Source organism: Streptomyces sp. WMMB 322, from assembly GCF_900090145.1.
Taxonomy (GTDB): Bacteria; Actinomycetota; Actinomycetes; order Streptomycetales; family Streptomycetaceae; genus Streptomyces.
In genome coordinates, this window is the sequence record NZ_FMHI01000020.1 from 86,952 (window position 1) to 99,270 (window position 12,319).

Annotated in this window: 13 protein-coding genes; 7 read left to right on the forward strand and 6 right to left on the reverse strand. The window is 70.4% G+C overall.

From position 1 onward, the window contains the following. Positions 1-113: 113 nt before the first annotated feature. Together H180DRAFT_RS25185 and H180DRAFT_RS25190 are read right to left on the reverse strand one after the other, a co-directional pair. Positions 114-623 (reverse strand): MarR family winged helix-turn-helix transcriptional regulator, encoded by a 510-nt coding sequence (locus H180DRAFT_RS25185; protein WP_055488434.1) that lies wholly within the window; start codon positions 621-623, stop codon positions 114-116. Between the two features lie 21 nt (positions 624-644). Continuing rightward, entirely contained in the window at positions 645-1,928 is a 1,284-nt protein-coding gene (locus H180DRAFT_RS25190) for an MFS transporter (RefSeq protein WP_074466991.1), read from the reverse strand. A gap of 234 nt (positions 1,929-2,162) precedes the next feature. On the opposite strand from H180DRAFT_RS25190, the gene H180DRAFT_RS25195 reads away from it, so the two are divergent. Continuing rightward, positions 2,163-3,182 carry an ArsR/SmtB family transcription factor gene (locus H180DRAFT_RS25195; RefSeq protein ID WP_055488435.1) on the forward strand — a complete coding sequence of 340 codons (1,020 nt, stop codon included), beginning with the start codon at positions 2,163-2,165 and terminating at the stop codon, positions 3,180-3,182. Between the two features lie 468 nt (positions 3,183-3,650). Further along, positions 3,651-5,771: an AfsR/SARP family transcriptional regulator gene (locus tag H180DRAFT_RS25200; protein ID WP_139151440.1), complete on the forward strand. Its 2,121-nt coding sequence runs from the start codon at positions 3,651-3,653 to the stop codon at positions 5,769-5,771. A 150-nt stretch (positions 5,772-5,921) separates the two neighbouring features. Here H180DRAFT_RS25200 and H180DRAFT_RS25205 read toward each other — a convergent pair whose 3' ends face one another. Both H180DRAFT_RS25205 and H180DRAFT_RS25210 read right to left on the reverse strand, forming a co-directional pair. After that, the gene (locus H180DRAFT_RS25205) at positions 5,922-6,218 is read right to left on the reverse strand and encodes an MTH1187 family thiamine-binding protein (RefSeq protein WP_055488437.1); all 297 of its coding nucleotides are present in this window, start codon (positions 6,216-6,218) and stop codon (positions 5,922-5,924) included. Beyond that, positions 6,215-6,577 carry a DUF3817 domain-containing protein gene (locus tag H180DRAFT_RS25210; protein ID WP_107097768.1) on the reverse strand — a complete coding sequence of 121 codons (363 nt, stop codon included), beginning with the start codon at positions 6,575-6,577 and terminating at the stop codon, positions 6,215-6,217. Before H180DRAFT_RS25210 ends, H180DRAFT_RS25205 begins: the two co-directional genes overlap by 4 nt. Before the next feature lie 119 nt (positions 6,578-6,696). Here H180DRAFT_RS25210 and H180DRAFT_RS25215 point away from each other — a divergent pair, with 119 nt between their 5' ends. The 4 genes from H180DRAFT_RS25215 to H180DRAFT_RS25230 are packed head-to-tail and all read left to right on the forward strand — an operon-like array spanning position 6,697 to position 9,301. After that, positions 6,697-7,335: an AIM24 family protein gene (locus H180DRAFT_RS25215; RefSeq protein WP_055488439.1), complete on the forward strand. Its 639-nt coding sequence runs from the start codon at positions 6,697-6,699 to the stop codon at positions 7,333-7,335. After that, on the forward strand, positions 7,335-7,985 hold the full coding sequence (locus H180DRAFT_RS25220; protein WP_055488440.1) for an AIM24 family protein: 651 nt from the start codon (positions 7,335-7,337) through the stop codon (positions 7,983-7,985). Before H180DRAFT_RS25215 ends, H180DRAFT_RS25220 begins: the two co-directional genes overlap by 1 nt. Then, the gene (locus H180DRAFT_RS25225; RefSeq protein ID WP_055488441.1) at positions 7,982-8,767 is read left to right on the forward strand and encodes an AIM24 family protein; all 786 of its coding nucleotides are present in this window, start codon (positions 7,982-7,984) and stop codon (positions 8,765-8,767) included. Before H180DRAFT_RS25220 ends, H180DRAFT_RS25225 begins: the two co-directional genes overlap by 4 nt. Before the next feature lie 48 nt (positions 8,768-8,815). Beyond that, the gene (locus H180DRAFT_RS25230; RefSeq protein WP_055488442.1) at positions 8,816-9,301 is read left to right on the forward strand and encodes a MarR family winged helix-turn-helix transcriptional regulator; all 486 of its coding nucleotides are present in this window, start codon (positions 8,816-8,818) and stop codon (positions 9,299-9,301) included. Here the strand turns inward: H180DRAFT_RS25230 and H180DRAFT_RS25235 are convergent. Both H180DRAFT_RS25235 and H180DRAFT_RS25240 read right to left on the reverse strand, forming a co-directional pair. Next, entirely contained in the window at positions 9,298-10,770 is a 1,473-nt protein-coding gene (locus H180DRAFT_RS25235) for a sensor histidine kinase (protein ID WP_055488443.1), read from the reverse strand. The genes H180DRAFT_RS25230 and H180DRAFT_RS25235 overlap by 4 nt on opposite strands. Further along, positions 10,763-11,428: a response regulator transcription factor gene (locus H180DRAFT_RS25240; protein WP_055488444.1), complete on the reverse strand. Its 666-nt coding sequence runs from the start codon at positions 11,426-11,428 to the stop codon at positions 10,763-10,765. The genes H180DRAFT_RS25235 and H180DRAFT_RS25240 overlap by 8 nt, the downstream gene beginning before the upstream one ends. A gap of 109 nt (positions 11,429-11,537) precedes the next feature. Here H180DRAFT_RS25240 and H180DRAFT_RS25245 point away from each other — a divergent pair, with 109 nt between their 5' ends. After that, positions 11,538-12,260 (forward strand): PepSY domain-containing protein, encoded by a 723-nt coding sequence (locus H180DRAFT_RS25245; RefSeq protein ID WP_055488445.1) that lies wholly within the window; start codon positions 11,538-11,540, stop codon positions 12,258-12,260. Positions 12,261-12,319: the final 59 nt, after the last annotated feature.

Consider the following 12,319-nt stretch of genomic DNA (forward strand, 5'->3'; position numbering starts at 1 on the left):
TGCCGCCGGCACCGCGCCGACCTGCGCCGGGGCCTGCCGGGCCGGCCTTCCGCGGGCCGGAGAAACCGGCAAGAGAGGACCGCAAAGGCCTGCGACTCCCAGGCGAGCAGGCCCTACTCCTCCGAGAAGTCCTGAGCCGCCACGCGCAGCGGACGGAGCATCGCGAAGATCTCCCCGCACTCCTCCGCGTCGTAGGCGCCCATGCCGAACTCCACCGCCATCAGCTCCCGCGTGGCCGCGTCGCAGACCTTGCGGCCCTTGTCGGTGATGGAGGCGAGCGTGCCGCGCCCGTCGTCGGGGTTGGGGCGCTTGTCGACGAGGCCGGACTTCTGGAGCCGGTCGATGGTGTTGGTCACCGACGTCGGGTGCACCATCAGACGCTCGCCGATCTTCGACATCGGCAGCTCGCCGGCCCGCGAGAAGGTGAGCAGCACCAGCGCCTCGTACCGGGCGAAGGTGAGTCCGTACGGCTTGACCACCGCGTCGACCTGGGCCAGCAGGATCTGGTGCGCTCTCATGATGGAGGTGATCGCGGCCATCGACGGCACGGACCCCCACCGCTCCTTCCAGAGCTCGTCGGCGCGGGCAATGGGATCGAACGTCAGACTGAGGGGCTTCGACACGCGGTAAACCCTAGTAGCCGCTCACATGCCGGCCATAGGTGTCTCAGCAGCCGGTCTCCCGGGACCGTCCTCACCGGTCTTCGCGCTCACCCCCGCCGCATCCCGCACATCCCCCGGCGGCAGCTCCCCCGCCTTCCGCGCCGCGCGCACCGCGACCACGGCGAGCAGCACACACGCTGTCCCGACGACGCCGGCGGCCACGATCGCCAGATGCGGCGGCATGAACTCCGCGGCGACGCCGCCGGCGGCCATGCCCATGCCCTGCACCGTCATGAGCCCCGCCGTCATCACCGTCATGGCGCGCGCCCGCAACTCCTCGGGGACGGCGTCGAAGAACCAGCGGTCGAGGCCGAGCGTGGAGGCCACACCCGTCCCGGCGACGAGGAGCACGACCAGCGCCGGCAGCAGCCCGGGCCGCCACGCGAAGAGCAGGAACGGCAGCAGCATGGTGCCCGCGAGCGGCAGCACGAGCCGCTCCCGGGTGGCGGGCTTCAGCAGCGCTCCCACGGCCAGTTCGGCGGCGACGCCGCCCACGGGCATGGCCGCCAGCAGCAGCCCGACACCCACGGACCCGGCGCCGATCTCCGCGGCGTAAGGGGCCGCCAGTCCTTCCGGTACGACGACGAAGGCGGGCGGCAGCCAGCACAGCGCGAGCAGCGCCCGTACGCGCCTGTCGGCGAAGAGGGCGCGCGTGCCGCCGCGGGTGCGTTCCACGGCCGCCGGCGGGCGCCGGGCGCTGCCGAAGCGCAGCAGCGCCGCCGACGCGAGAAACCCGGCGACGGTCAGCAGCAGCGCTCCCCGCGGCGGCAGCACGATCAGCAGCAGGCCGGTGGCCGCGAACCCGGCGATCTGCGCGGCCTGCGCGGAGATCCTGATGAGCGAGCGCCCCAGTACGAAGGCGTCGCCCGCGAGGATCTCCGCGAGCCCGGCCGCGCGTACGCCGCCGAAGAGCGGCTGCACGAACGCGGTCACCGCCCGGAGGACGAGCAGAAGCGCCGGCGACGCGTCCGGCACCGTCATCGCCGCGACGGCCACCGCACAGACCAGGTCGCAGCCGACCAGTACCGGGCGCCCCGGGTACCTCTCGGCGACCGGCGCCAGCAGCGCGCCGCCGAGTGCCTGCGGCATGAACCCGAGCCCGAAGGTGAGGGCGGCCATCAGGGGCGAGGCGGTCTGCTCGTACACGAGCACCGGCAGCGCAACGTGCGAGACGACGCCGCCGAGAAGGGAGAGCACGTGGGCTGCGAAGACGAACCGGAATTCCCGCACCCGGAAGACCGCGCGGTAGCCCTGCTGAGACGTCATGCCGCAACTCTGTCGCCGCCGCGCCGGGCTCTCTACTCTTTCGGCACGGGACGAATCCCCGGCGGCCGCAAGTGCGGCGAGACCCGGGCAACGGCGAAGCCGGGGTTCGGCGGGCCGGACGTGGACCCCGGCCCGCGGGACCAGCCCGGACGCAAGCCCGGCCAGAGGACCAGCTGTGGGCCCGGCCGCAGGGCCGGCCGCACGGCCAGGGACAGGAAAGCGGAGCGGGGGGCCATGCCACTGCACCTTCAGTTCGGCACGGACGATCTGCTGCGCTGCCGCTTCGCCCTGTCGCCGCTGTGCGAGACCCACGAGGCCGTACGCACACTGCGCCGCACGGACCGGCACAGCTACCACCTGCCGTGGCTGCGCAGAATCCACGACGCCCTCGCGGAGCTCGACCTGACCCCGCTGTGGCTGCTGATGCCCCGGCAGACCGGATACACGCCGGACTTCCTCGGTCCGCCGCCGGCCGCGGCCGGCGGAACGGGTACCGCGGTCTCCTTCGGCGACGAACTCGCGCGCGTACGGGCCGTCGACCCCGGCCTGGCTCGGCAGGAGATCGCCCGTTCCCTGGCGGGCACCCCGGGAGCCGCCGAGTCGGCGCGCGGCCGGGCGATGCTCGCCGACCCGGCACGGGCCGTGCGGGAGCTGGCCGACCTCACGGAGCGGGCCTGGGAGGCGCTGGTCGCCCCCGACTGGCCGCGGCTGCGGGACCTGCTGGAGGCCGACATCGCCCACCGCGCACGGCAGTTGGCCGAGGAAGGCCTGGAAGGACTCTTCGCGGACCTCCGGCCCGGACTGACGTGGCGCGACGGCACTCTGTCGGTGCGCACCAAGTCCCGCACCCTGCTGGTGCAGGAGCTGAGGGGCCGCGGGGTGATGCTGATGCCCAGCGCGTTCATCTGGCCCGACGTCGTGAGTGGTTTCGCTCCGCCCTGGCAGCCCACAGTGATCTATCCCGCACGCGGTGTCGGCAGCCTGTGGCAGCGGCCCACACCCGGCGCGGCGAAGTCGCTGGCGCGTCTCATGGGCGCCAACCGGGCGGCCGTACTCGGCGAGTTGCAGGAGCCCGCCTCGACGACGGCGCTCGCCGCCCGCCTCGGACTCGCCCCGTCGTCGGTCTCCGCGCACCTCTCGGCGCTGCGCGACGCGGGACTGCTCACCTCTCGCCGCGTGCATCACCAAGTGCTCTACGAGCGCACGCCGTTGGGCATCGCCCTGCTCGGCGGAGGCGGCGGCTCTCAGCCCTGACCGTGCTCCCCGCCGCCTCCGCCGAGCTGCTGCTCTGCCCGAAGCACCCGCCGAAACCGCCGCCCCGGAGGTGGCCTGCCAGCGGGCCCGTGGCCCCTCACCCGGCCGGCGAGGGGAGCCTGTCGGCTTCGCCGTCTGAGTGGACGTGAACACCGCGTTGCGGCCTTGCAGTTCTCCGGCTGCCGGGCCTGTGCTGCTCGACCGCTGGAAGCAGCCCAGGCCCGGCGCCGTCGCCGCGGCTCCGGCCCGATCTGCCGGTCTCCCGAGACACCGAGGCTTCCCCATACCTCTCGGTTCAGAAGATCTCTCCGGACCGCGGCGGTCCCCCCTGTGCCTGAGTATTGTGGTCGGCTCGATTGGGCGTATCACTGGTACAGGCTCTGGAAGAGACGCCGGCGCACTCACGAATGTGTCTCTTGGACGGAGCACCTGGCCGAGCCGGGGCGGGAAGGACAACGGGGGTCGCAGGTGGGCGCGAAAAACGCAGAGGACGCCGAAGGACCGTTACGGTTCACGGTGTTCGGCGCAATCGGGGCCTGGCGGGGCGAGGAGCAGCTGGACTTGGGGTCTGCGCGTCAGCGAGCCGTGCTGGCAGTGCTGCTGTTGCACGCGAACCGTCCGGTGGGCCGGGAACGGTTGATCGAAGCGGTGTGGGGAGCTCCCTCACCGGCGTATGCGGTCAACCAGTTGCAGAAGTACGTCTCGGCGCTGCGGCGGATCTTGGAACCCGGCCGGACGGCACGTTCGCCGTCCAAGGTCCTGGTGTGGTCGGAGGGTGGATACATCCTGTGGGTCGCGAGGGACAGCCTCGATCTGTCGGTATTCGAGCACCGGGTCAGCCGGGGGCGGGAAGCATTCGCCGAGGGAGATGCCCAGCAGGCGGCGACGGAGCTTGCGGACGCGCTGGCTCTGTGGAGCGGCCCGGCCTTGGAGAACGTCTCCAGCGCGGTCCTGGATGTGGAGCGTGACCGGCTGGCGGAGTTGCGGACCGCCGTATTGGAAGAGCGCATCGATACGGATCTCCACCTGGGACGCCATGGCCGGCTGATCCCCGAACTGACGCAGCTCGTCGCTGAGTTCCCACTCCGCGAGCGATTTGCTTCGCTGTTGATGCTGGCCCTCTTCCGGGCCGGCCGACAGGCCGAGGCGCTGGCGGTCTACGACACGGCGCGTGGCGTGCTGGCTGAGGAGCTGGGTATCGACCCCGGTCCCGAACTGCAGCAGCGGCACCGCCAGATCCTCACCAGCGACGCCGCGTTGACCCTTGACGGGGCCGATGCCACAGAGCATCGGGGGCAGGGGCGACATCGGGTGCCGGCCTCGTGCCGCCCCGATTCAGCTGAAGACCTGGCGTTGCGGCTGGATGACGCACGCAAGATGCAGATCAAAGCGGGGGACGAGGCGCGCACAGCCTACGCATTGGTGTTCCGGCTGCTGGGAATGGTGAACTCGCTGCAAGAAAGAGTGCAGCACCTCGAAGCCGAAAAGCGCCTGCATGCGCCGGGTCCAGAACTTCAGCAGGAACTGACCGCATCTCATGAACGGTTGGCGAAGGCCAGAAGGCAGCTCGCACAGGCACGGCGCGAGCGGGAGAGGGCTGAAGAAATCCAGTTGGCCACTCAGCGCTTGGTCGGAGAGCGGCTCCATGAACGGGAACCGGGCCCTCAGTCCCAGCTCGGAGAAGGTGACGCCGGCCACGACCGGTTCACGAGCGCGGAAGAATTCGGGCTGGCCCCGTTGTACGAAGTCGATCACCTCCTCGAAGCCTCCGAAATGCAACTCAAGGAGCAAGCGGGCCAGCTGGACGAACTGAGTGGCATGCTCGATCTCACAAGGCCGGCGGAGGAGGTCGACACCGATGACGACGTAAGAGTTGTCCGCGGAGAACTCGTGAACGGCCCTCCTGCGGGCGCTACCGCCCTGCCGGACCCACCCGAAGCCGCCGGAAGCCCTTCCGCCCGGAGTGACGGCCCGGTCGAGCGGGACGCGGGAGACGATGGGACGGCACCCGCGGCAAAGCCCCTGCAGGCCAGGAAGAGTGAAGTCTCTGGGAGACTGACGTGGCTTCCGGGAGGGCTTCTTGCTGGGGCGGCTGCCTTCTTACTGGTCTATTCGTCGACGGTCTACGAGAGCCGCAACGTGAAACTCGACTACGATATGTCGAACCCTCCGGCCAGAATCAGCAGTTCAGCCACAGCGCTGCGCCCCCTCCTCCCTCCATCTCCGCAGTACACGCAGATGGGCAATCAGGACCTGTGGAGCGTATACACCCCCGATGAGCGGTCTCCGGCCATAACATTCGAACGTCACCTGAAGGCGAAGCTCATCCTCTCTGCACCCGAAGACGCCGGCCCTCACTGCTCGGAACCTCTGAGCATCGGCACAGGGTGGACTCTCAGCATCAACGGCGAGACAGAGATCAAGTCAGGAACACTCTCCGCGAACGCCGGGGACACCACGACGATCGACAGCGCTCTCCCGGCCGATCCGGAGACGATCACTCTCACTGCATCAGCAAACAGCGCATGTGAGTTCAAGCTCGAGTTCCGGAAACCTACGATCCACTACAAGGGCCTGTGGGTCTGGTGATCTGCATCACCTCCACGGCGGCCGGGAGCACGGCACCGAAGCGGCGGGCATGAGCGCTTGAACGGACCACCGTCCTGTCCAGGTCGACGCGGCCGGAAACCGGTGATCGCCCACCGAGGGCAACGCTCCGCTCCATCAGGGGCGGAAGGCTCAGCGCCGGTCCAGCTGCTGCTCCACGGACGCGACCTTCGAGGTGAGGCCGTCCGTCACGCCCTGCCGGATGTCGGCCTTGAGGACGAGCGAGACGCGCGGCGCCCGCGCCTCGACGGCCGCGACCGCCCTGCGCACGACGTCCATGCACTCCTCCCAGTCGCCTTCCAGCGAGGTGAACATGGCGTCGGTGCGGTTCGGCAGGCCCGATTCGCGCACGACGCGCACGGCGTCCGCCACGTAGGACCCGACGTCCTCGCCCACCCCGAGCGGCGTCACGGAGAAGGCGACGATCACGGCTTCTCCGCGTTCACGCGCCGCGAGTCCTGCTCCTTGCGGGCGCGGGCGGCGATCACGCCGGCCTCCTCCTCACGCCGCAGTGCCTTGTCGGCGAAGAAACCACCGGCAGGCAGCACGGACAGGACGAACATGAAAGCGGCCCGGCCGAGCGGCCAGCGCACGCGGTTCCAGGCGTCGGCCCAGAAGAGCACATACAGGACGAAGAGCCCGCCGTGCACGGCGCCCACCACGGGCACGGCGTTGAACTCGGTGGTCCGCTTCAGCACGGAGCACACGAGCAGCAGCAGGAACGAGATCGCCTCCGGGGTGGAGACCAGACGGAGACGGCGCAGGGCGGAGACCGACTTCGGCGGCAGGCCGGTCGGGGATTCCAGGATCGACACGGGAGACCTCGCTTGTTTGTGAAGTGATGCACAAGCGCTGCCCATTCTTGCAGCCTTGCCCGGCCTCGCCCAGCCCAGGGTAGGTTTCGTGTGTGGCTCAGTTCCGACTTCACAGTCCGCATGTGCTCGCCGTCTCGATGACCGGCGACGCCGTGAAAGCGAAGAACGGTTCCATGGTCGCCTACGACGGCGAGATGGCGTTCAAGAAGATGTCAGGCGGCGGCGAAGGCCTGCGGGGAATGGTGACCCGTCGGCTGACCGGCGAGCAGATGACGGTCATGGAGGTGAAGGGGCACGGCACGTGCTACTTCGCCGACCGCGCCAGCGAGATCAACCTCGTCCAGCTCAACGGCGAGACGCTGCACGTCGAAGCGAGCAACCTGCTCTGCACCGACTCGGGCCTGCGCACGGGCACCAGCTTCACCGGGCTGCGCGGCGCCTCCCAGGGGAACGGGCTGTTCACGACCACCGTCGAGGGCACCGGGCAGGCAGCCCTGATGTCGGACGGGCCGGCCGTGGTCCTGAGGGTCGCGCAGGGCATGCCGCTCCAGGTCGACCCGGGCGCCTACATCGCGCATCAGGGCAACCTCCAGCAGCACTTCCAGTCCGGGGTCAACTTCTGCACGTTCATGGGCGAGGGCTCGGGCGAGTCCTTCCAGATCCGGTTCGAGGGGGACGGGCTGGTCTACGTGCAGCCCAGCGAGCGCAACACGATCGGGGGCGAGGTGTGATGCCGTTCCGCGAGATCAGCAGCAAGATGGTCGAGGCCCAAGTGCAGCCGGGGCAGCGGCTGTTCAGCCAGCGTGGCGCCATGATCGCCTACAAGGGGGACGTCCGCTTCACCCCCAACATGCAGGGCGGCCAGGGGGGCGTGATGTCCATGATCGGGCGCCGTGTGGCGAACGAGGCGACACCGCTGATGACGGTCGAGGGAAGCGGAACGGTGATGTTCGGCCACGGCGGTCACCACGTCGAGGTGATCCAACTGGACGGTGACACCCTCTGCGTCGAGGCCGACCGTCTCCTCGCCTTCGACGGCACGCTGGAGCAGGGCACGCTCTTCCTCGGCTCCGACGGCGGCGTGATGGGCATGGTGCGCGGCCAGGTCACCGGCCAGGGCCTCTTCACCACGACGCTCAAGGGCAAGGGCTCCGTCGCGGTGATGGCGCACGGCGGCGTCATCCAGCTGCCCGTCACCCCCGACCGTCCCGTGCACGTGGACCCCCAGGCATATGTGGCGCACCACGGCGACGTGCGCAACAAGCTCTCCACGGCCCTCGGCTGGCGCGACATGGTGGGTCGCGGCTCGGGCGAGGCCTTCCAGCTCGAACTGTCAGGAAACGGCGCCGTGTTCGTTCAGGCCAGTGAGGAGAAGCTGTGACCGCCCCGCAGATCCTGGACGTCACGACCCTGCCGTCCGACGACAACGTGAACTCCTACACCTTCTGCGTGGAACTCAACGGCCAGTGGTTCCTCCAGAAGGGCAAGATGATCGCCTACTACGGGCAGATCGACTTCAGCGGCGTCGGCCACGGCCATCTCGACGCCCTCGTCGCGAGCAGCTTCCACTCCCCCCTGCACGCGGCCGACTGGGTCGTCGCCGAGGGCCACGGCAAGATGCTGCTCGCCGACCGCGCCTTCGACGTCAACTCCTACGACCTGGAGGACGGCAACCTCACGGTGCGCTCCGGGAACCTCCTGGCCTTCGAGCCGACGCTGTCGCTCAAGCAGTCGATCATCCCCGGGTTCCTCACGCTCATCGGGACGGGCAAGTTCGTCGCCGCGTCCAACGGTGCGGTGCACTTCGTCGAGCCGCCCGTCCGCGTCGACCCGCAGGCCCTGGTCGGCTGGGCGGACTGCCCTTCGCCGTGCCATCACTACGACCACGGCTACCTCAAGGGCGTACTGGGCGGCATCAGGGCCATGACGGGTATCGGCGGCGCCTCCGGCGAGGAGCACCAGTTCGAGTTCGTGGGTTCGGGGACCGTCCTGATCCAGTCCAGCGAGGCGCTCATGGCGGAGCAGGCGACGGGTGCGGTGCCGAACGAGGCGGGCGTCCCGGGCGGAGGCCCGCACGGCGGACAGCAAGGGGGCCAGCACGGCGGGCAGGCCCCGCAGCTCCCGGGCCAGCTCGGAAGCCTGCAGCGCAGGTTCGGGCTGTGAGTGAGGGACCAGCGCACATCTGTACGGGCGCTGGGTAAAGTCTCATGCATGGACCCCGACAACGGCACCAACGGCACCCGTTGGCTCACCGCTGACGAGCAGAGAGCGTGGCGCATCCACCTGGACGTGAACCGCCTGCTCATGTACCAGCTGGAGCGCGACCTCCAGCCGTTCGGCCTGACCATGAACGACTACGAGATCCTTGTCAACCTCTCCGAGTCCGCGGAACACCGGATGCGGATGAGTGACCTCGCGGCCTCCACTCTTCAGTCCAAGAGCCGCCTTTCGCACCAGGTCACGCGCATGGAGAAGGCGGGTCTGGTCCGCCGGGAGAACTGCGAGTCCGACAAGCGCGGACTCTTCGCCGTGCTGACCGAGGACGGCTGGGAGACGATGCGCCGCGTCGCGCCCCATCACGTCGACTCCGTACGGCGCCACTTCATCGACCGCATGTCGCCCGAGGACCTGGAGCACCTGCACGAGACGCTCCTGCCCGTGGCCGAGAAACTCCGCGCCGAACGCGGCAGGTTCTAGGGACCGTCCTTGTCCGGCCCGGCCGAGGGTCCGACGCCCTCTTCGCCGGGCGCCGCCGGGAGCCGCAGAACGAAGCGGGAGCCCTCCGTGACCGTCAGGGTTCCGCCGTGCCGCGTCGCCACATCGCGGGCGATGGCGAGGCCGAGCCCCGCGCCGCCCTCGTCGCGGCTTCGGGCGTCGTCGAGACGTACGAAACGCTCGAAGATGCGCTCCCGCTCGTCCTCCGGCACGCCCGGGCCGTCGTCGCCGACCTCCAGCTCCACCCACCGGCCGGCGGCATCCCTGCTCTCCCGCACGGACACGTCGACCAGGGAGGCCGCGTGCCGCTGCGCGTTCTGCAGCAGATTGATCACCACTCGCGCCAACTGCGCCCGCGAGCCCGTCACTTCGGTAACGGCCATCTCCCCCAGCCGTACGGGGTGCGGCCCGCGGTGCTGCGCCACCTCCTCCCGTACGAGCGCGCCCAGCGCCACCCGGGCCTTCCCCGGCCGCTCGCCGGCGTCGAGGCGGGCGAGGAGCAGGAGGTCCGTCGCGAGCTGCTGGAGCCGCACCGTGTCCTGGACCGCACCGTCCAGATCGAGCAGGTCCGGGTGCGCTGCGCCCACCTCGAGCTGGGTGCGCAGTGAGGCGATGGGGCTGCGCAGCTCGTGCGAGACGTCCGCGACGAACCGCCGCTGCCGCTCGACGGACGCCTCCAGGGCCGCGAGGGTGTCGTTCGTCGTGCGGGCCAGTCGCGCGACCTCGTCCCGTGCGTGCGGTTCGGGCACCCGGCGCGAGAGGTCGGCGCTCGCCATGATCCCGGCCATCTCGCTGCGAATGCTCTCCACCGGCCGCAGTGCACGCCGCGTCACGAGCCAGGTGACACCGCCCACGACCAGCAGCAGCAGCGGCAGTCCGATGAGCATCGCCTGCGTGACGGAGGAGACCGCTTCCTGCTGGTCCTTGAGCGAGGCGCCCGCGTAGACGGTGACGGGGGTTCCGTCGCGGGTGCTGCCCTGCACTCCGGCCACGGTGAAGTCCGCCTCGGCGGAACCGTCGTCGTCCGTGGGGAGCGAGAGCGTCTTCACCTCGCTGTCGCTGTCGGTCCCGCCGTCGTCGCCGTCCTCGTCGCCGTCGTCGTCGCGCTCCCCCCAGTCCCCCGCGGGCCCGGGGCGGTTGAAGTCCGCGACGGGGCCCTTGCCGCGCAGGGTCTCGCCCGCACCGAGCACCTTTCCGCGCGGGCCGACGACCTGCACGGGCTCGTCCGCGTCGCTGTCGATCCCGTCGACGTCCTCGCCGATTGCGGACGCGTCGACGTGGGAGACCTGCGCCGCCACCTCCCGCGCCGTCGCCTCCGCCTGAAGCCGCGCGTTCCCGGCGAGTCCGTCCCGCAGCACACCCACCACCGCGATCCCTGCGGCCACCAGCGCGACCGCCACCACGAGGGTCGCGCCCAGCGCCGCACGCGTACGGACGGGCAGGCTACGCACCGGCGTCCACCAGCCGGTATCCCGCGCCCCGCACGGTGGCGATCCAGTCCGCCCCGATCTTGCGGCGCAGTGCGCTGATGTACACCTCGACGATGTTCGCATCGCCTTCGTACGCGAAGTCCCAGACGTGTTCGAGGATCTCCGCCTTCGAGACGACGTCCCCGGCCCTGACCGCCAGATGCTCCAGCACCGCGAATTCCTTCGCCGTCAGCTCCACGTCCCGCTCGCCCACGCTCACCCCGCGGGTGCCCGGGTCGACGCAGAGCGTGCCGAGCCGGAGCACGGTGCGTGCGCCGCGGGTGCGCCGTCGCAGCAGCGCCCTGACTCTCGCGAGCAGCACGACGTACGAGAAGGGCTTCGTCAGATAGTCGTCGGCCCCGGTGTCCAGGCCCTCGGCCTCGTCGTACTCGCCGTCCTTCGCGGTCAGCATCAGTACGGGCGTCTCGTCGCCGGCCGCGCGCAGGGCGGCGCAGACGCGGTACCCGTTCATGCCGGGCAGCATGATGTCCAGGACGATCAGGTCGTAGGTGCCCTCGCCGGCCCGGTGCAGCCCTTCGTCGCCGTCGTGGACGACGTCGACGGCGAACCCCTCGGCGCTCAGCCCCCGGGCGAGCGAGAGGGCGAGCCGCCGTTCGTCCTCCACGATCAGCAGGCGCATGGGAACACTCTCCCCCATCGAACCTGAAGTGATCTTCAGGTGGCTTCAGGTTCTCTTCAGCCGGCTTCCGCCACGGTGGATCCCACATCGCAACCGCTCGGGAGGAACCATGAAGCGCAAGCTCGCCATCGCCACCGTCACCGCCGTGGCCCTGATCGGCGGAGGCTCCGTCGCGGCGGTCGCCAGCGACGACGCCACGCGGTCCGCCTCCTCCTCGGCCCGTGCCGTGGACCGCGACGACCACGACGACGACCGCGACGAGGACCGCGACAGCGGCAAGGACGACAAGGACGACAACGACGAGCTCAGGGACGACGACAAGGACGAGAGCCGTGCGGCCGAGAGCACCGGAACGACGGCCGCCGAGGCGGCGGAAGCGGCCCTGAAGGCCGCACCCGGCACCGTCACCGGCGTCGACCTGGACGGCGGCAGGCAGGGCCCGGTCTGGGAGGTCGAGGTGACCGAGGGCCGTACGTCGCACGAGGTCCGGCTGGACGGGGACACGAACAAGGTCCTGGACAAGAGGACGGAGCGGGACGACGAGGCGTACCCCGGCTCGAAGCTCACGGCCGCGGACGTGGCCCGCAAGGCCGCCGAACGCGGCACGGTGACCTCCGTCGAACTCGACGACGACGCCAAGGCCCCCACGTGGGAGGTCGAGACGACCCAGGGCGGCAAGGGCGGCAAGGGCGGCAAGGGCCAGGAGACGGAACTGAGCGTCGACGGCCGGACCGGCGAGATCACCCGGTCCGCGGCGGACCACGATGACGACGGCCGGGACGACGACCGGGACGGGGACGACCGGGACGACGACCGGGACGGCGACGACTGACGACTGCACGCACCACTGCAGCCCTGCGGGGTGCCGGGACCGCGGTCCCGGCACCCCAC

Bases quoted from the DNA above. Each gene is read 5' to 3' on its own strand.
- H180DRAFT_RS25240 (WP_055488444.1), bottom strand. From the start codon at position 11,428: ATGCGCCTGCTGATCGTGGAGGACGAACGGCGGCTCGCCCTCTCGCTC.
- H180DRAFT_RS25195 (WP_055488435.1), top strand. From the start codon at position 2,163: ATGCCACTGCACCTTCAGTTCGGCACGGACGATCTGCTGCGCTGCCGC.
- H180DRAFT_RS25245 (WP_055488445.1), top strand. From the start codon at position 11,538: ATGAAGCGCAAGCTCGCCATCGCCACCGTCACCGCCGTGGCCCTGATC.
- H180DRAFT_RS25220 (WP_055488440.1), top strand. From the start codon at position 7,335: ATGCCGTTCCGCGAGATCAGCAGCAAGATGGTCGAGGCCCAAGTGCAG.
- H180DRAFT_RS25190 (WP_074466991.1), bottom strand. From the start codon at position 1,928: ATGACGTCTCAGCAGGGCTACCGCGCGGTCTTCCGGGTGCGGGAATTC.
- H180DRAFT_RS25230 (WP_055488442.1), top strand. From the start codon at position 8,816: ATGGACCCCGACAACGGCACCAACGGCACCCGTTGGCTCACCGCTGAC.